The 18,058-nt window shown below is 72.4% G+C and carries 16 protein-coding genes and 1 pseudogene; 10 read left to right on the top strand and 7 right to left on the bottom strand.

The window, feature by feature from the left end:
* Positions 1–5: 5 nt before the first annotated feature.
* Positions 6–1,193, bottom strand: a complete 1,188-nt coding sequence (locus AB4091_RS04740) for a phytanoyl-CoA dioxygenase family protein (RefSeq protein ID WP_442290571.1) — start codon at positions 1,191–1,193, stop codon at positions 6–8.
* A 115-nt stretch (positions 1,194–1,308) separates the two neighbouring features.
* Between AB4091_RS04740 and AB4091_RS04735 the strand changes: the two genes are divergently transcribed.
* The gene (locus AB4091_RS04735; protein ID WP_442290570.1) at positions 1,309–2,361 is read left to right on the top strand and encodes a LacI family DNA-binding transcriptional regulator; all 1,053 of its coding nucleotides are present in this window, start codon (positions 1,309–1,311) and stop codon (positions 2,359–2,361) included.
* Positions 2,362–2,396: 35 nt separating this feature from the next.
* On the opposite strand, the gene AB4091_RS04730 is transcribed toward AB4091_RS04735, so the two are convergent.
* Entirely contained in the window at positions 2,397–3,131 is a 735-nt protein-coding gene (locus AB4091_RS04730) for a sulfite exporter TauE/SafE family protein (protein WP_442290569.1), read from the bottom strand.
* 192 nt (positions 3,132–3,323) lie between these two features.
* On the opposite strand from AB4091_RS04730, the gene AB4091_RS04725 reads away from it, so the two are divergent.
* From AB4091_RS04725 to AB4091_RS04695, 7 genes are all read left to right on the top strand, one after another.
* A complete protein-coding gene (locus tag AB4091_RS04725) occupies positions 3,324–5,219 on the top strand; it encodes a M15 family metallopeptidase (protein ID WP_442290568.1) in 1,896 nt (631 codons plus the stop codon).
* Between the two features lie 98 nt (positions 5,220–5,317).
* Positions 5,318–6,685: a dihydrolipoyl dehydrogenase family protein gene (locus AB4091_RS04720; protein ID WP_442290567.1), complete on the top strand. Its 1,368-nt coding sequence runs from the start codon at positions 5,318–5,320 to the stop codon at positions 6,683–6,685.
* A gap of 460 nt (positions 6,686–7,145) precedes the next feature.
* Positions 7,146–8,003, top strand: a complete 858-nt coding sequence (locus AB4091_RS04715) for an HAD family hydrolase (RefSeq protein ID WP_442290566.1) — start codon at positions 7,146–7,148, stop codon at positions 8,001–8,003.
* A gap of 19 nt (positions 8,004–8,022) precedes the next feature.
* A complete protein-coding gene (locus AB4091_RS04710) occupies positions 8,023–8,946 on the top strand; it encodes a hypothetical protein (RefSeq protein WP_442290565.1) in 924 nt (307 codons plus the stop codon).
* Between the two features lie 111 nt (positions 8,947–9,057).
* Positions 9,058–9,489 carry a YciI family protein gene (locus tag AB4091_RS04705; protein ID WP_442290564.1) on the top strand — a complete coding sequence of 144 codons (432 nt, stop codon included), beginning with the start codon at positions 9,058–9,060 and terminating at the stop codon, positions 9,487–9,489.
* A 153-nt stretch (positions 9,490–9,642) separates the two neighbouring features.
* Positions 9,643–10,863, top strand: coding sequence for an RNA polymerase sigma factor (locus tag AB4091_RS04700; protein WP_442291390.1), 1,221 nt, complete (start codon positions 9,643–9,645; stop codon positions 10,861–10,863).
* 122 nt (positions 10,864–10,985) lie between these two features.
* Positions 10,986–11,576, top strand: a complete 591-nt coding sequence (locus tag AB4091_RS04695; RefSeq protein WP_442290563.1) for a hypothetical protein — start codon at positions 10,986–10,988, stop codon at positions 11,574–11,576.
* 79 nt (positions 11,577–11,655) lie between these two features.
* Here the strand turns inward: AB4091_RS04695 and AB4091_RS04690 are convergent.
* The 5 genes and pseudogenes from AB4091_RS04690 to AB4091_RS04670 form a co-directional block, all read right to left on the bottom strand.
* A pseudogene (locus tag AB4091_RS04690) lies at positions 11,656–12,467 on the bottom strand (TerC/Alx family metal homeostasis membrane protein).
* 276 nt (positions 12,468–12,743) lie between these two features.
* Positions 12,744–14,108, bottom strand: a complete 1,365-nt coding sequence (locus AB4091_RS04685; protein WP_442290562.1) for an ATP-binding protein — start codon at positions 14,106–14,108, stop codon at positions 12,744–12,746.
* 122 nt (positions 14,109–14,230) lie between these two features.
* The gene (locus AB4091_RS04680; RefSeq protein WP_442291389.1) at positions 14,231–14,968 is read right to left on the bottom strand and encodes a response regulator transcription factor; all 738 of its coding nucleotides are present in this window, start codon (positions 14,966–14,968) and stop codon (positions 14,231–14,233) included.
* A 44-nt stretch (positions 14,969–15,012) separates the two neighbouring features.
* Positions 15,013–15,528 (bottom strand): DedA family protein, encoded by a 516-nt coding sequence (locus AB4091_RS04675; protein ID WP_442290561.1) that lies wholly within the window; start codon positions 15,526–15,528, stop codon positions 15,013–15,015.
* A 114-nt stretch (positions 15,529–15,642) separates the two neighbouring features.
* On the bottom strand, positions 15,643–16,203 hold the full coding sequence (locus tag AB4091_RS04670; protein ID WP_442290560.1) for a cysteine hydrolase family protein: 561 nt from the start codon (positions 16,201–16,203) through the stop codon (positions 15,643–15,645).
* Positions 16,204–16,354: 151 nt separating this feature from the next.
* Between AB4091_RS04670 and AB4091_RS04665 the strand changes: the two genes are divergently transcribed.
* Both AB4091_RS04665 and AB4091_RS04660 read left to right on the top strand, forming a co-directional pair.
* Positions 16,355–17,212 (top strand): TrmH family RNA methyltransferase, encoded by an 858-nt coding sequence (locus AB4091_RS04665; protein WP_442290559.1) that lies wholly within the window; start codon positions 16,355–16,357, stop codon positions 17,210–17,212.
* Positions 17,213–17,342: 130 nt separating this feature from the next.
* The gene (locus tag AB4091_RS04660; RefSeq protein WP_442290558.1) at positions 17,343–17,978 is read left to right on the top strand and encodes a VOC family protein; all 636 of its coding nucleotides are present in this window, start codon (positions 17,343–17,345) and stop codon (positions 17,976–17,978) included.
* The last annotated feature ends 80 nt before the right edge of the window (positions 17,979–18,058 follow it).

Genomic DNA, 18,058 nt, shown 5'->3' with positions numbered 1-18,058 from the left:
CGGGGTCAGTGGGTGCGGCGGGCCTCGCCCTGGGTCTCGAGCCGCTGGTGCAGCTCGGCGGCCCTCGTCCCGTCGGCGAGAGCCGCCAGCACCACGTCGGCCTGGTTCGGCGGGGCCAGGCCACCGATCGGCTGGTCGCGGTCGAGGTTGGTCGGGAACGCGTAGCCCTCTGCGCTGGCTGCGACGACGTTCGCGACGCCGGACTCTGACATCCCGCCTGCCCGGGACGCCGCCAGCGCCGGGAACACCGCCTCGACGACGCGCTGCCGGTCGACCGACTCCATGGCCCGCCCGAATGCCGACGAGATCTGCAGCAGGTTCGCCATGCGCCGGATGCCGGCGGAGTGGTTCGAGCCGGCGGCGTGGAACAGCGCCGGGTTGAAGAAGACCGCGTCGCCCTTCGCGAGCGGTAGCTGCACGTGGTGCTCGACGAAGTACGCCTGGAACTCGGGCCGCTGGTAGGCGACGTAGCCGTGCGCGTACTTCTGGCTGTGCGGCAGGTAGAGCGTCGGGCCGGACTCGACGGGCATGTCGCAGTGGGCGACCGCGCCCTGCAGCGTCAGCACCTGCGACAGGGCGTGCACGTGTGACGGGTAGTGCGCGCAGACCTCGTCGCTCTGGAACCCGAGGTGGTAGTCGCGATGCACCGTCTGGCCCGCGCCGCCGGGGTTCACGACGTTGACCTGCGACGTGACCTGGTAGCCGGGTCCGAGCCAGGCGGTCGCAGCCAGGGCGACGACGTCGTTGGCGTAGTAGTCGACGAAGGCCTCAGGGTCCGCCACGGCGAGCTTCTCGAGGGCGTTCCAGACTCTGTCGTTCGAGCCCGGCTTGCCGAAGTGGTCACCGGACTGCGTTCCAGCAGAATCCTGCTCGAGGATCATGGCGTCGAACGCAGCCGTGACGCGGTCGACCGTGTCGTGAGCGAACGCGTGCTCGAACACGATGATGCCGGGCCCGTCCGACAGCGCCCGCGCCAGCTCTGCGAGCAGGTCGCGTCGCACCGAAGGGTCATTGCGTATGCCGTCCAGCGCGTTCGTCTCGTAGACGACGACGTCGCGCTCGAGCCGGGTCGCGTGCGGGTAGTCGCCAGGCCGGGCTCGGTCGGCGAGGACCTCGAGCAGGTCGTCGAGGCGGCAGTCCTCGGGGAGCAGCCAGTGCGGGCTGCGGCGCGTGGTGTCGGCGGTGCTGGTCACGACGTCCTCCTCGACGGTGTTGGGGTGGTGGGTCTGCTCCCAGCATGGGATCCGCGCGCCCACGCGAACCGACCGAAACCCATCAGAAAGCCATCAGTCCGCTTACCGTGGGTCAATGGCACGACGTCAGTCCCGGACCCACCGCGTGCGCGACATCGCGGAGCAGTCCGGGCTGTCCGAGGCGACGGTCGACCGGGTGCTGCACGGCCGGGGCACTGCGAGCGTCCGGGCCGTGCGCGCCGTCGAGCAGGCCGTCCTCGACCTCGACCGGCAGCAGTCGCAGGTGCGCATCGCGGCGAAGACCTTCATCGTCGATGTCGTCATGCAGGCGCCGGAGCGCTTCTCTGCGGCGGTGCGGACCGCCCTGGAGGCCGAGCTGCCGGCGGTCCGGCCGGCGGTGGTGCGGGCCCGGTTCGACGTCCGCGAGAGCGCCGACCCGGCCGCGGCGGTCGCCTCGCTCGACGCCGTCGGCGGCCGTGGTCGGGTCTCGCACGGCGTGCTGCTCAAGGCCCCGGACGACCCCGACGTCGCGGCGGCCGCACGACGGGTCGCGGCGCGCGGCATCCCGGTCGTCACCCTGGTCACGGACGTGCACGACTCCGGGAGGGCGGCATACATCGGCCTCGACAATGCTGCGGCGGGACGCACGGCCGCCTACCTCGTCTCGCGCTGGCTCGGGCCCTCGCGCGGCACCGTGCTCGTGACGATGAGCAGGTCGACGTTCTTCGGCGAGCGCGAGCGGGTCGACGCGTTCGTCGGCCAGCTCGCGCGGGACGCCCCGACGCTGCGGACGACCGTCGTCAGCGACACGGACGGCCTCGACGCGACGCTCGCGGCCACGGCCCGGGAGGCTCTCGGGCTCGACCCGAAGATCGGTGCCGTCTACTCCGTCGGCGGCGGAAACCATTCCATCGCAAGGGAGTTCGAGCATGTAGGCAGGGAGTGCCGCGTCTTCGTCGCGCACGACCTCGACGCCGACAACGTCGAGCTGCTGGGCTCCGGAGTGCTCGACGTGGTGCTGCACCACGACCTGCGTGCCGACATGCGCCGTGCGCTGCGTCAGGTCCTGCGGGCCCACCACGTGCTGCCCGGTGCGCCCACCTCGGTCGCGGCGCACGTCGAGGTCGTCACGCCCCACAACCTCCCGGCACGCCTGCACCCCAGCTGAAACCGCGCTCGGTGGCGCGCTGTGACGCTCGGGCCTCAGCGGACCACGAGGGCCACGGCCGAGACGACGGTGGCCGCGAGCACCGCCTGGTCGAAGCGGCTCTGGCTCAGCCGCCGCGCCGTGTGCAGTCCCACCCAGGTGCCGACGAGCACGAACGGCACGAGCAGGGCGGTACGCCTCACCGTCTCGGCGTCGAAGAGCCCGAGCCCGACGCTGAAGGGCAGCTTGCACAGGTTGACCCCGAAGAAGAAGAGGGCACTCGTGCCGAGGAAGCGCCGCTTCTCGACGCCCTGGGCGACGAGGTAGAGCGTCATCACGGCACCCGCGGCGTTCGCCGTCATCGTCGCGAACCCGGCCGCAGCGCCGGTGCCGATCGCCGCGGCCCGCGACGCGCCGACCCGTGACGTGTCGGTCGAGCGCCACGCGAGCACGAGCTGGAGGGCGGCGAGCACGAGCAGCAGGAGGCCGATCGTGCGGCGCAGAGTCGTGTCGTCGACCCACGCGAGGAACACGGCTCCGAGCGCGAGCCCGGGCAGCACCGCGGGCACGAGCTGGCGGATCAGCCGCCAGTCGGCGTCGCGACGGTAGTGCCACACGGCGACCACGTCGCCGACGAGCAGCAGCAGGAGGATCGCGGCCGTGGACTCCCGCGTCGGCAGCACGAGGGCGAAGATCGCGACGGCGACGCTGCCGACCCCGCCGATGGCGGTCTTGGCGAACCCGACGAGCAGCGCGGCCACACCGAGCAGCACCAGCGCCGTCACCGTCATGGCACCGGAGCGTAGGCCGACCTGCCTCCATCGCGGCGTCGTGTCCGAGAGCTGTGCACCCATTCCGTTGCGGGGCCGACGAGTCGACGCAACTGTCGCCCGAGCTGCTGTCCGTTTTCCTATGGTTTGTGGCAGACCTCGCCGTGAGGGCAGCGGTCGCGAGGCCGTCCGACAGGTGACAAGGGGTGTGCCATGCGGGGATTGCAGGTGAGGGTCGTCGTGGTGGCGCTGTGCGTTCTCGCGGCGTCGACCACGTCCACGGGAAGCGCCGCTGCGCTCGTCCCCGCGGAGCCGTCCCTCACGCCCGCGGGCACCGCGGTGAGCGCCGCGGGGGGAGTGGCCGTCGGGACGCCCGCGGTCACCCTCGTCGGTCCGGTGCAGGTGGGCGGCGAGCTGACGGCCGAGCCCGTCGGCTTCCCCGCGGGCGACGTCATCGCGTATGCGTGGGCGGCCGACGGCCTGCTGCTGCCCGGTGTCGCCGCCCGTCTGTCGCTGACCCCGGACCTCCTCGGGGCCAGGGTCACCGTCACGGCCACGGGCCGGCAGGCCGGGCAGCCCGACACCACCGCCACCGCCACCGTGGGTCCCGTGGCCCCGGGCGTCATCTCACCGGTGGGCACACCGACGGTGACGGGCACCCTTCGGGTCGGGCGGGTGCTGACGGCCGCCCCCGGCACCTGGTCACCGGCGGCCACCCTGACCTACCAGTGGCGCGCCGACGGCATCGCCATCGCCGGCGCGACCGCGCACACCTACACGCTCCAGTCCGCAGACCGGACCAAGCACCTGTCGGTCCAGGTCAGGGGCACCCGCACCGGCTATGTCCCGGTGACGACGACCTCGGCGCCCACGGCCGCCGTCGACTACGGCGTCTTCGCCACTGCACCCACCCCGGCGATCAGTGGTGTCGTGCAGATCGGCTCGACGGTCCGTGCCGCCGCCGGCACCTGGTCGCCGTCCGCCGTGCTGGGCTACCAGTGGCGAGTCGGTGGGGTGGCCGTGGCCGGAGCCACGGGAGCCTCGTTCGTCATCCCGACCGGCTACCTCGGCCGGTCGCTCTCGGTGACCGTGACCGCCCGGCGCACGGGCTACCTCGCGGCCGCGCGCACCAGCGCCGCGCACACGGTGACCCGCCCCTTCGCCACCGCCCAGACCCCCACGGTGTCGGGCCGGCTGATCAGGGTGGGCTGGGTGGTGCGCGCGTCGTCAGCCGCGTGGTCACCGACGGCAACGCTCGGGGTGCAGTGGCGACGCAACGGCGCCGCCATCACCGGAGGGACCTCGTGGACCTACCGCCTGACCGCCGCCGATCTCGGCTCGCGCATCACCGCGACGGTGACCGGGCGCCGTGCCGGCTACACGACGACCGGCCGCTCCAGCGCGGCCACCGCCGCCGTGCTCGCCGCTCCGTACGGCTTCACGAGCTCCGGGACGCCGGCCACCCCACCGACCGCCGCGTACGCGCCCTCGGCCGTGCACACGCTGACCGATGCCCACTGGGCCAGGATCACCGCCGCCGGTGTGTGGCGGCCGAGCGTCTGCCCGGGTGGCCGAACGACGTTCCGCCGTGTGGACGTGCCCTACTGGGGTCTCGACGGCAAGGTCCACCGGGGCTACGTCGTCGTCAACGCGGACGTGGCGCGCAGCACCGCGAAGATCTTCGACGCGCTCTACGCCAAGCACTTCCAGATGCATCGCGTCGAGGGCATCGAGAACTGGGGCGGCTGGGAGTGGCTCGCGTCGATGGCCAACGCGTCGACCGCCATGAACTGCCGCAAGCCGTCCGAGGCCAACTCCAGCAACGCCTACTCGCCGCACGCTTGGGGGCGGGCGCTCGACTTCAACCCGGTGCAGAACCCCTACATCAACCCCCGCACCGGCACGTGGGACCCCAACCCACCGGCGGCCGCCACCGCGCCCGGCGCGATCCGGTCCGGCGGCGTGGCCTGGACGGTCATCACCTCGTTCCGCTGGTACTGGTCCGGCAACGACTCCTGGCACGACTACATGCACTTCGACACCGGCTACCCGTCGGCTCCGCGCAGCGGACTCCGAGTCGTCGAGGGAGCGGCGGGTCACGGGCGGTGACGCCGCTGCGGGCCGCCGTGCTGCCAGGCAGCTCCGTGCTGCCGACCGGCATACGGCCCAGGGCATTCCACGACGCGCCCACCGGGTAAGGCTGTGGCATGGCCACCGAACCCGACCACACGTTCGACGTCATCGTCATCGGTCTCGGACCGGGTGGCGAGCACGTCGCCGGCACGCTGGCCGAACGCGGGCAGCGCGTGCTCGGCATCGACAACCGCCTCGTCGGCGGCGAGTGCCCCTACTGGGGCTGCATCCCGTCGAAGATGATGATCCGTGCCGCGGACGCGCTCGCCGAGGCCCGCCGCGTCGACGGCCTCGCCGGCACCGTCGGCGCGGTGACCCCGGACTGGTCGGTCGTCGCCACGCGGATCCGCGACGAGGCCACCGACGACTGGGACGACCGGGTCGCCGTCGACCGCCTCACCGCGAAGGGTGCGACGTTCGTCCGTGGCACGGGCACCATCGCCGGTCCCGGCCGGGTCGACGTCGACGGCACGACCTACACGGCGACCAGGGGCATCGTCGTCAACACGGGCACGCGAGCGGCGGTCCCGCCGGTCGACGGACTCGCCGCCACCCCCTACTGGACCAACCACGAGATCATCGAGGCCAAGCAGCTGCCCGGCTCGCTCGTCATCCTCGGAGGCGGCGCCATCGGCTGCGAGCTCGGCCAGGCCGTGGCGCGATTCGGCGTCGATGTCACCATCGTCGAGGCCGGCGAGCGCATCGTGGCGCACGAGGAGCCCGAGGCGTCCGACGCGGTGCGCAGGGCACTCGAGGCCGACGGGGTGAAGCTCCGCGAAGGCGTCGGTGCCGACAAGGTCACGCACGACGGGTCGACGTTCACCGTGACCCTGGCGGATGGGTCGAGCCTGTCGTCGGAGCAGCTGCTCGTGGCCGCCGGTCGTCACGCCGACCCCGCAGCCGTCGGGCTCGACCGGGTCGGCGTCGCGAAGGACTCGCGCACCGCGCCCGTCGATGAGCGGTGCCGCGTCACCGACGGCGTGTGGGCGGTCGGCGACATCACTGGCAAGGGCGCGTTCACGCACGTCTCGATGTACCAGGCGGGAGTCGTCATCCGCGACGTCCTCGGCGACGACGGACCACCCGCGGAGTATGCCGCCCTACCGCGCGTCACATTCTCCGATCCGGAGGTCGGTGCCGTCGGTCTGACGGAGGCGGAGGCGCGCGACAGGCTCTCCGACGTGAAGGTAGGACTCACGCCGCTCGGCGAGACGACCCGCGGCTGGATCGCCAAGGCGGACGGGCTGATCAAGGTCGTCGCCGACGCCGACCGCGGGGTGCTCGTCGGTGCGACGGTGGTGGGCCCGGCCGGTGGTGAGGTGCTCGGTGCGCTGGCCGTCGCCGTGCACGGTGAGGTGCCGATCGACCGGCTTCGCTCGATGATCTACGCCTACCCGACGCTGCACCGCGGCATCGAGGACGCCCTCGGACGCCTGGGCTGAGCTCGCGCTGGCCGCGTCACTGTTGCACCGGGCGGAGCAGTGACGTAGTCCGGGCGGGTGACTCGGGCTCGTTGCTACGTCACTGTTGCACCGGGCGGAGCAGTGACGTAGTCCGGGCGGGTGACACGGGCTCGTTGCTACGTCACTGTTGCACCGGGCGGAGCACTGACGTAGTCCGGGCGGGTGACTCGGGCGCGTTGCTACGTCACTGTTGCACCGGGCGGAGCAGTGACGTAGTCCGGGCGGGTGACACGGGCTCGTCGCTACGTCACTGTTGCACCGGGCGGAGCAGTGACGCAGTGCGGGCGGGTGACTCGGGCGCGTTGCTACGTCACTGTTGCACCAAGCGCAACAGTGACGCGGTGTCCTCCGGGTGACCTTCCGGTGCCGACGGGCGGCGCGCGGGTGACGAGCCGCCCGGGCTGCAGGAGCGTCACGAACCGGACGATACGGTGAGCGCATGGCTCAGCGACTGCTCGCCCTCGACCTCGACGGCACCACCCTCAACCACATGGGCGAGCTGTCCGACCGCGTGCGTGACGCCGTGCGCGCCCTGCCCGACGACGTCGCCGTCGTCGTCGCGACCGGCCGCTCGATCATCGCCACGACCCCGATCCTCGAGGCGCTCGGCCTGCGCCAGGGATATGCCGTCTGCTCCAACGGCGCCGTGACGCTGAAGGTCGATCCCGATGTGCCGGAGGGCTACTCGATCATCGACATGGTCACCTTCGACCCGCGTGCGGTCCTGGAGAAGATGCGTGTGGCCCTCCCGGACGCGCTGATCGCCGTCGAGGAGCCCGGGATCGGCTTCAAGGTGAGCAAGCACTTCCCCGACGGCGAGCTCATGGGTGAGTCCCGTGAAGTGGACTGGGACGACCTGATCGCTCACCCCGTCACGCGCGTCACGCTGCGCCAGCCCGAGGCCACCGCAGAGGAATTCATGGAGCTCGTCGAACGCGCCGGCCTGCACGGGGTGTCCTACGCCGTCGGCTGGTCCGCGTGGCTCGACATCAACCCCGAGGGCGTCTCCAAGGCCAGTGCCCTCGAGCTCGTCCGCCGGCAGCTGCAGATCGAGCCGATCCACACCGTGGCCTGCGGCGACCAGCGCAACGACCTCGAGATGCTCCACTGGGCGGCCTGGGGCGTCGCCATGGGCAACGCGCCCGACCAGGTCAAGGCGATCGCCGACGAGGTCGCGGGCCACGTCGACGACGACGGGCTCGCCCCGATCCTCGAGGCCGTCGCCCAGGCTGCGCGTGACGGTGTGCCGTTCCGCGACGGGGTGCAGTCGGCGGCCACAGCCCGGCTCGAGCTCTAGCCAGGATCGGGCCGTACGCGTGCCGATCGTCTTCGTCCACGGTGTGGCCGTGCGCGACGTCGACGAGCGGCGACCCGAGCTCACCCGTGCGACAAGGGCATTCGGCGAGGTGGCGTGGCCCACGATCCAGGCCCACCTGCGCGAGCACGTCGCGCCCGCGATCTCGGACGACCCGGCCGGCGTGCCGATCATGCGCGTCTACTGGGGCGACCTCGGTGCACAGTTCGCGTTCGGGGGGCGGTCCCTCGTCTCACGTCCGCAAGACCTCCCGGAGACCGCGGTTCAGGCGGTCGAGGCGGTCGAGGCGGTCGAGGGCGCCGTCGACACCGAGCCACGCGGCATACGTCGGCTCAGAGACATGGCCACGTCGCTGCGGCGCCCCGTCGAGGACTTCGTGCCGGTCTTCCTCGGTGACGTCATGACCTACGTCGCGACGCGCGGCACGTCGCAGTCGCCCGGGCCCATCGTCGAGCGCGTCCTGGCCGGGCTCGAGGCCGCCGCCTTCGCAGCCGGGAGCCGGGGCGAGCCGCTGGTCGTGCTCACGCACAGCATGGGAGGTCAGGTCGTCTACGACATCGTCACCCACTTCCTGCCGCGCCTGCCCGAGCACCGAGGCGTGCGCATCGACTTCTGGTGCGCTGCGGCCTTGCAGGTCGGCTACTTCGAGGAGCTCGGACTCTTCCTCGAGAGCGAGCCCGACCGCGGTCCCGCCCCGACGGCCTACCCGCCCTCGGAGCACCTCGGCGGCTGGTGGAACGTCTGGGACCACGCCGACCTGCTGAGCTTCCGTGCCGAGGGCATCATCGACGGCGTCGACGACTCGGCGTTCTTCGCGGCGGGAACCCTGGCGACCGACCACTACCGCTACCTGCGCAACGCCGACTTCTACCGCACGTTCGCGAGCAAGGTCCGTGCCAGCATCGGGCAGACAGGCCATCCCTGACGCGGCATCGGCAGCGATCTCGGCTGCCGTGTCGAAAGGCGTCGGCACCGTTCGACGTGGGGGTGAGGCGGGGATGGCCCCGCACCGACAGAGGAGACCACCGTGCGCTTCATGATCATCGTCCCCGCCAACGGCGAGACCGAGCAGGGCCTGGGCGGCAGCGAGCGGCAGTTCGCCGACATGCAGGCCTACAACGAGGAGATGCTCAAGGCGGGCGTCTTCGTCGACGGGCAGGGGCTGCAACCGTCCGCCAAGGGCGCCCGCGTCACCTACGAGGACGGCGACTGGGTCGTCACGGACGGCCCGTTCGCGGAGGCGAAGGAGCTCATCGCCGGCTTCACGATCATCGACGTCAGCTCGCGCGAGGAGGCGATCGAGTGGCTCAAGAAGTGGCCGGTCTCGTGCGTGCCCGACCCCGGGCAGGCCCTCGAGCTGCGCCAGGTCTACGTCCCCGAGGACTTCGCCGCCGTGCTCGCGCCGGAGATGATCGAGCGCGAGGAGCAGATGCGCGCCGAGGCGGCGCGTATCGCCGCCGGCGGCTGAACGCGTTGACGACCGCCCCGCCCCTCTCGAGCGTGCGAGAGTGGCGGGGTGTCAACCGAGGCCACCGCTGACGACTCCTCCGCGCCCACCCGGGCCAACGCGTACGCCGTCTCGCCCGACGAGGTGCAGCGCACGCTCGAGGCGGTGTGGCGCATGGAGGCCGCCAAGGTGACCGCCGTCGTCGCCCGGGTCGTCGGCGACGTCGGCCTCGCCGAGGACCTCGCCCAGGACGCCTTCGTGCAAGCGCTCGAGCAGTGGCCGCGCGACGGCCTCCCGACGAAGCCCGGCGCCTGGCTCACGGCGACGGCGCGGCGGCGGGCCATCGACCGCATCCGACGCGACGTGAACCTCGCGAGCAAGCTGCAGCAGGTGGGACACATGGAAGAGCTCAGGGTGGCCGACCTGGCCGAGTCCGACTTCGACGCTGCCCTCGAGGACATCGACGACGACGTGCTGGGTCTCATCTTCGCGGCCTGCCATCCGGCGCTCACTGCCCAGGCACGGATCTCGTTGACGCTGAGGATGATCGGCGGCCTCACCACGCGCGAGATCGCCCGCGCGTTCCTCACGAGCGAGCCGACGATCGGACAGCGCATCTCGCGGGCCAAGAAGACGCTGAGCCAGGACGGCGTCACCATCGAGGTGCCCTCGGGCGCCGACCTCGCGCCGCGTCTCGCGTCCGTGCTGGAGGTCGTCTACCTCATCTTCAACGAGGGTTATGCGGCCACGTCAGGTCGCGACTGGGTGCGTGGCGACCTCATGGAGGAGGCGATCCGGCTCGGTCGGGTGCTGGCCGCCCTCGCACCCGGCGAGCCCGAGGTGCACGGGCTGCTCGCGCTCATGGAGGTCCAGGCGTCGCGCACCCGTGCCCGCATCGGCCGCGACGGTGAGCCCGTGCTGCTGCTCGACCAGGACCGCACGAAGTGGGACTGGGGCCTGATCCGGCACGCGCTCGCCGCACTCGACCGTGCCTCGTCGCTCGCCACCTCGGCCGGTCCCGGTCCCTACCTGCTTCAGGCGGCCATCGCCGCGTGCCACGCCCGCGCCCACACCGCCGACGCCACGGACTGGTCGCAGATCGTCGCCCTCTACGAACGGCTCGGGACGGTGCGCCCCTCGCCGGTCATCGACCTCAACCGCGCGGTCGCGATGTCGTACGCCGATGGCCCGGCCGACGCGCTCGTCGTCGTCGACGCCCTGGTGGCCGCCAACGCGCTCGACGGCTACCACCTGCTCCCGAGCGTGCGCGGCGACCTGCTCGCCCGGCTCGGGCGCGACGACGAGGCACGGGCCGAGTTCGCCCGCGCCGCCGACCTGGCCCAGAACGACGCCGAGAGGGCGCTGCTCCTCAGGAGGGCCGCCGGCGAGACCTGACCTGCTGGGGGCTTCCCGGGCGAGGCGCTGCCGGCCTGGCCCTTGCCCAGCGACACCAGCCCGAACACGATCCGAACACGACCCGGACCCTCGCTTCACCTGCCTGCGAGAGCGTTGCTGGCATGACGAACCAGACGCCATCCACCCGCCACCTCACGCGCACGTCCACCGCCGTCGGTGCTGCGCTCCTCGTCCTCGGCAGCCTCACCCTCGGGGCGTGCTCGAAGGTCGGCCCGACCGACACGGCGGTCGGCGCCGCCGCTCCCGCCGAGCAGGCGGCCGGCGCTCCACAGGCGGCCGCGGCCAGGCAACCGGTCGCCGACGGCGACACGGTCGAGCTCGTCAGTGCCGCCCTCGAGAACCCGGACTCCAACGACACGGCCCACGCCGCCGCCCCCGACCGGAAGGGGCTGCGCGCCAGGCTCGTCCGTGCCCTGCGCGCCACGTGGGTCACCGAGTCGTCGAACGGTGCGGTCACCCACCAGGCCATCCGCGGCGAGGTCACCGCCGTGTCCTCCACCTCGATCACGGTCAAGGCCAAGGACGGCTTCTCGCTGACCCTTGCCGTGGGCAAGGACACGACGGTGCGCCGGCGCGCCCACGGCAAGGGCGCCGCCTCGACCATCGGGGCGATCAAGGTGGGCTCCAAGGCCCTCGTCACCGGCGTCGGCGACACGGACCCGACGGCTCGCGTCGTCGTCTTCCGATACTGAGTCGATGTGCTCGGCGGTCACCCGTGACCGTTGAGCACATCGACCGGGTGAGCGGCCCGTCGGTTCGCGACGAGGCTCGTCACCGTGACGACCGCGAGGATGCCGAGGATGACGGCGAGCGAGAGCAGCGTCGGGATCTGCGGCACGCCGGGCCAGACCCCGCCCAGTGCAGCACGAGCTTGACGCCGATGAAGGCGAGGATGAGCGAGAGCCCGTGGCCGAGGTGGACCAGCTTGGCGAGCGCGCTCTCCAGCACGAAGTAGAGAGCCCGAAGGCCCAGGAGGGCGAAGGCGTTCGTCGCGAACACGAGGTACGGGTCGCCGGTGATGCCGTAGACGGCGGGCACCGAGTCGATGGCGAAGACGATGTCGGTGCCGAGGATGGCGACGGCGACGAGCGCGAGCGGCGTCAGCGCCCGGCGACCGTCACGCGTGACCGTGAGGTTCGTGCCGGCATACGCGTCGGTGACGGGGTAGAAGCGGCGGATCAGCTTCACGCTGCGCAGCCGGTCCACGTCGATGCTGTGGTCTTCGTGCGACAGGGCGTCACGACCGACCTTGACCGCGGTCGCGAGCAGGATGGCGCCGAACAGCAGGAAGGTCCAGGCGAAGCTCGCGATCAGCTGCGCGCCGAGGGCGATGAAGATGCCCCGCAGCACGAGGCGCCCGCGACGCCGATCAGCAGCACCCGCTGGCGCAGCTCGCGCGGCACGGCGAAGGCCGACAGCAGGATGATGAAGACGAAGAGGTTGTCGACCGAGAGCGACTTCTCGACGATGTAGCCGGTGTAGTACTCGACCCCCTGCTGCGAGCCGTACTGCCACCAGAGCCAGCCACCGAAGACCAGGGGGATGGCGATGTAGAGGGCCGACCAGCCGAGCGCCTCGCGCATGCTCGGGTCGTGCGGGCGGCGGGTGATGAGGAAGTCGATGACGAAGAGGGCGAGCACGCCCGCGATCGTCGCGATCCAGAGGGTGGGGGTGCCGATCGACGCGGTCGGGGCCGTGGGTCCGGTGGCGGCAGGCGCCAGGGCAGAGAGCATGGGTGACCTCAGAACGTTGGACGTCTGAGGTCTCCTTCACCGGCGATGCCGGCCGCGGACCGGGGCGGTCGTGGGACCGCCGTACTGACCGGAGCGCGCGAGGAAGTACTCCCCTCGTCAACCATTCTACGGGCCCTTCAGGGGTGCGCCAAATGACTGGGCCGGCGTATGCCGCGTGACCGGGAGCCGCAGGGTGAAGCGGGCACCTCCCTCGGCGGCGTGCCCCGCCTCGACCGAGCCGCCCAGCACCTCGGCGAGCCGGCCGACGATGGCGAGGCCGAGTCCGGTGCCGACCGGCCGCAACCCGCGATAGCGCTCGTGCAGCACCGAGGGCTCGAAGGCGACGTCGAGGTCGTCGTCGGTGAGGCCGGGGCCGCCGTCACGCACTTCGACGACGTCGGAGCCCGGCTCGGCCCGCACCTCGACGACGATCGGGCGGCCGGCCGGCGTGACCCGCAGGGCGTTCTCGAGCAGGCCGTCGACGAGCTGGCGCACCCGCGCCGGGTCGGTGACGGTCCACACCGCGGGGGCCCCGGTGACGAGGGTGAACGGCACTCCGACGGCGGCGCAGCGACGGCCCCACACCGAGTCCAGCTCACGGCCGAGCGCGGTGAGGTCGCTGCGTTCCGGGGCCACGCTCGGCTGGTCGGCGCCGAGCCGCGCGAGGTCGAGCAGGTCGCCGACCAGGCGTTCGAGGCGCTTGGCCTCGGTGAGCACGACTCCACCGACGCGAGCCGTGTCGTCGGATGGCACGACTCCGCTCGCGAGCGACTCGGCGTAGCCGCTGATGCCGGTCAGCGGCGTACGCAGGTCGTGCGAGACCGACAGGAGGAAGTCGCGCTGGCGCCTCTCCGAGCGGGACAGCGAGCCGGACAGGGTGTTGAGGGCGCTCGCCACCTCGGCCACCTCGTCCGGCCCCTCGACCGGGACCCGCACGTCGCGCTGCCCGGCCGCGAGGGCGTGGGCGGCGTCGGCCGTGCGCCGCAGCGGACGCGAGAGCCGTCGCGCGAGGGCCACGCTGACCACGACGGCGACGACCACGGCGATGGCGAGGGCGAGGAGCACCCGCCGCACGAACCGGTCGGAGTCGGCCGTCGCGTCGCTGCGCCGCTGCACGAGCACGATCCCGCCGGCATCGGTCGGCCGGCCCTCGACGAGCACGAGGGCTCCGTCGATCTCGTCGCGGGCCGACACCGTTCCCCCGGCGAGCAGCTGCTGCTGCCGCCCCGGCGTCAGCGCCTGGCGGGCGATCCGGCTCGTCGAGGTGACGGCTCCGCCGCGGCCGACGCTCGCAGACTCGATGCCCAGGACCCCGAGCGTCCGCACCGTCCTGGTCTGCGAGGTCCGCGCCACGACACCGGCGTCGGCGCGGTCGGCGGCGGCGTCGGCGATCCGCGACAGCGTCCTGCTGGCGCTGTCGTCGGCCGCGGTGCGGGTGAGCCCGACGGCGAGCAGCCCCGCGAGCAGGGCCGTGAGGACGGCGATCCCCACGGCCAGCAGCACGATCCGCCGCGAGAGCGTTCCACGGGACCCGACGGTGCCAAGGGGGCCAGGACCGAGCGAGGGCGGTTGTGGCGCAGGGTGTCTGGCCGGTGCCGAGGCGGGAGGGAGGCTCACGACGCACCCGGCCGTGTGCCGTCGACGCCGACACGCGGAGCCCGCTCGGCGGCATACCCGACGGAGCGCACGGTGCGGATCGGGCTGGCGTCACCCAGCTTGGCGCGCACCTGGGCGACGTGGACGTCCACGGTGCGGCCCCCAGCCGTGGCGGCATACCCCCACACGTCGCTGAGCAGCTGCTCGCGGGTGAAGACGACACCTGGCCGGCGCAACAGATGAGCCAGAAGCTCGAACTCCGTTGCGGTCAGGGCAATCTCACGGCCGGCGACGCGCACCTCGTGGCTGGTGAGGTCGACGGTGAGCTCTCCCGCCCGGAGCACGTCGGGGGCGCCGACGTCCCCGCGGGTCCGACGCAGCACACCACCCAGCCGTGCCACGAGCTCGCGTGGCGAGAACGGCTTGGTGATGTAGTCGTCGGCACCGAGCTCGATGCCGAGGATGCGGTCGACCTCGTCGTCGCGCGCGGTCACGAACAGCACAGGGGTCCAGTCGCCGCGGCCCCGCAGCTGCCGGCACACCTCGATGCCGTCGAGGGTCGGAAGACCGATGTCGAGCACCAGGGCGCTCGGCCGCAGGGTGCGCGTCGCCTCGAGCGCTGCCGCCCCGTCGCCGACGACCGCGACGCCGTAGCCGGCCGCCCGCAGGTTGAGGCGCAGCACGTCGGCGATCGCGGGCTCGTCCTCGACGACGAGCACGAGGCCGCGGCCGGGGTCGGCGCTCGGGCCGGGCATGGCGGGCACGTCTCGCAGCGTAGTGAGGCGGTGGCCCGGAAGAGTCACACCGACGTCGCGCGCACGTCAGGATCGTGTTCGGGTGCGCTCGACGACGACGCCGCCGAGGACCGGGCGTGGGACCGCGCGAGAAGCCACGCGGCCACGGCGAGCACGGCCGCGGCGACGACGGCGATGCCCCACCACGAGCCGGCCTCGGCCGCGAGCCAGGCCTGCGCCACGGCGAGGCCGACCGTCGCGTAGAGCACCGCCCAGATGACCGAGCCGAGGACGGCGGCCGGGACGTACCACCGCAACGGCATCCGCATGACGCCGGCCGTCAGGTGGATCGCGGTCTGGACGCCGACGGTCAGGTAGGAGAGCGTGACGGCGACGGGACCCAGTCGGCGCAGCAGGTCCTCGGCGCGCGCCGTCAGGTCGCCATGTGATCCGCGGTAGCGGCGCCAGCTCGCGATCGCGCCGTGGCCCAGCCAGTAGGTGCCGGTGGAGCGCACCATCGCGCTCGCGAACAACGCGAGGAACGCCTGCCAGAAGGGCAGCTCGGCCAACCTGTCGAGCATGCCCACACCCTAGGCGGGGCGAGGTGCGCGCCGGCCACCGAGGTGCCTCGGCCGCGTGACAGGCCCGACGCGTACGGGCGCGTACGCGCCCGCGGGTGAGCCCCGGCGCAGGGCTCAGCGAGCGCCGAAGTCGACCTCGGCCGCCGGTGCCACGTCACCCTTGCGACCGGGAGCCTCGGACCAGCTCCAGTAGGTGTTGGTGTGCGCGATGACCTGCTCGGGGCTGACCGGAACGCCCCACTGGCGGAGGTCCTCGGTGGTGTGGGCGTCCTCGACCAGGGTCGCGTCGTAGCCGCGGACGAGCGCGCCGTGCAGGGTCGAGCGGATGCACGCGTCGGTCTGTGCTCCGGTGACGACGACCCGGCCGACCGCGCGCTCGGCGAGCAGGGACTCGAGGTCGGTGTCCTCGAACGAGTCGCCGTAGCGCTTGTGCACGACCGGCTCACCCTCGTCGCGGACGAGCTCGGGGACGTACTGCCAGCCGTCGGAGTCGACCGCCATGTTCTCGTCGGAGTGCTGCACCCAGATGACCGGCACGTGCTCGTTGCGCGCCTTGGCGACGAGGGTGTTGATGCGGGCGATGACACCGTCGCGGTCCCAGGCGTCGGCGACGACCTGGTTCTGGACGTCGACGACGAGGAGCGCGGTGTTGGGGCGGCCTTCGAGGGTGGTCATGCTCCGACGCTACGCCCGCCCACCGACGGCGCGGGGTCGTGCGAGCCGGGCATCGTTCAGCCGGCGACGAGGTGCTCGCGGTAGAATTCGGCGAGCCCCGCGCGTGCGTGCACCTGCACTCGTGACCCGCGGGTGGGATGCTGGGCGCGCCATGACGAACGCTCCCCAGAAGCCCCGCGAGCTGACCATCACGTCCGCGACCAACCCGCGCCTCAAGAGCCTGCTCGGCCTGCGCCGCCGCCGCACCCGCGAGGAGACCGGCCAGACCCTCGTCGAGGGCTACGAGGAGATCGGTCTGGCTCTGTCGGCGGGTGTGCGCCCGGGGGCCGTCTACGTCTGCGAGGAGCTCTTCAGCCCGGCCGGCCGGGCCGGCAGCCAGGACATCGGCCACCAGACCGACCTGCTCGCCCGGCTGCGGAGCGACCGCGTCGAGGTCGTGCACCTGAGCCGCAGCGCCTTCGAGAAGGTCAGCTACCGCGAGGGCCCCGACGGGCTCATCGCCGTCGTCCACCGTGTCGGCGTCACTCTCGCGGACCTGCGCGTCGACGGGCCCGACCACCTCACCCTGCTGAGCCAGGGTGTCGAGAAGCCGGGCAACCTCGGCGCCATGCTCCGCACCGCCGACGCCGCCGGTGTCGATGCCGTCGTCGCGGCCGACCCGGTCACCGACTGGGGCAACCCCAACGTCGTCCGCGCGAGCAAGGGCACCGTCTTCGCCGTGCCGGCCGCGAGCGCGTCGACTGCCGACGCCCTCGCCTGGCTGCAGGCCAACGAGATCAGCCTCGTCGTCACCACCCCCGAGACCGACCTGCTGCACACCGACGTCGACTACACCGGACGCGTCGCCATCGCCGTCGGCAGCGAAAAGCACGGCGCCGACCGGACGCTCCTCGAGGCCGCCGCCCACCGCGTGCGAATCCCCATGCACGGCAAGGCGAACAGCCTCAACGTCGCAGCCTCGGCGGCCATCGTGCTCTACGAAGCGGTGCGCCAGCGCGACCTGCGCTGACCCTCGAGAGGGCGCGTGACGGCATACGCGATGACGGGAAGGTTACGCCCGTGTGACGCGTGAGGCGGCCGCTGCGGGGTAGGGGAGGGGTGGTCAAGAGCACCCCTTGGCGTGTGTCACGATGTCTTGTATGCGAGTTGACCACGTCTCCTATGCAGCAGAGGCCGGTGGCCTCAAGGCCACCGCCGACCGGCTGTCGAAGCTCATCGGCGTCTCCGCGGTCGACGGAGGGGTGCACCCCCGTTTCGGCACGCGCAACGTGATCTTCCCCCTGGCCAAGGACCACTACCTCGAGGTCGTCGAGGTGCTCGACCACCCGGCCTCCGACAAGGCCCCCTTCGGCCAGGCCGTGCGCGCCGCGTCCGAGGCCGGCGGCGGCTGGCTCGGGTGGGTCGTCGCGGTCGACGACATCGCCGTCGTCGAGCAGCGCCTCGGCCGCGAGTCGGTCCCGGGCAACCGGCACCGTCCCGACGGCACCGAGCTCAAGTGGCGCCAGCTCGGCATCAAGGGCCTGATGGCCGACCCGCAGGTCCCCTACTTCATCGAGTGGGACGACATGACGGTCCACCCGTCCGCCGGCGCCGACACGGCCGTCTCGATCGACAACCTCCAGATCGCCGGTGACCCCAAGCGCGTGCGCGAGTGGCTCGGCCCGGAGGACACGTTCGACAAGGGCGGCATCGACTTCACCTTCGTCGCGCCGCACGGCACGCCCGGCCTGCTGTCGGTCACCTTCGACACCCCCGGCGGCAAGGTCACCATCTGACCCGGCTCCGGCTCGCACGTCGACGGCGGTCACCCCACGGGGGTGGCCGCCGTTCGTCGTTCCCGAGGGCGTATGCCGTG

Origin of the sequence: Terrabacter sp. 2RAF25, assembly GCF_052115265.1 — a bacterium.
Lineage (GTDB): Bacteria > Actinomycetota > Actinomycetes > Actinomycetales > Dermatophilaceae > Terrabacter.
Note: the sequence above shows the minus strand (reverse complement) of the source record. Positions and strands in the feature narration are given on the sequence as shown.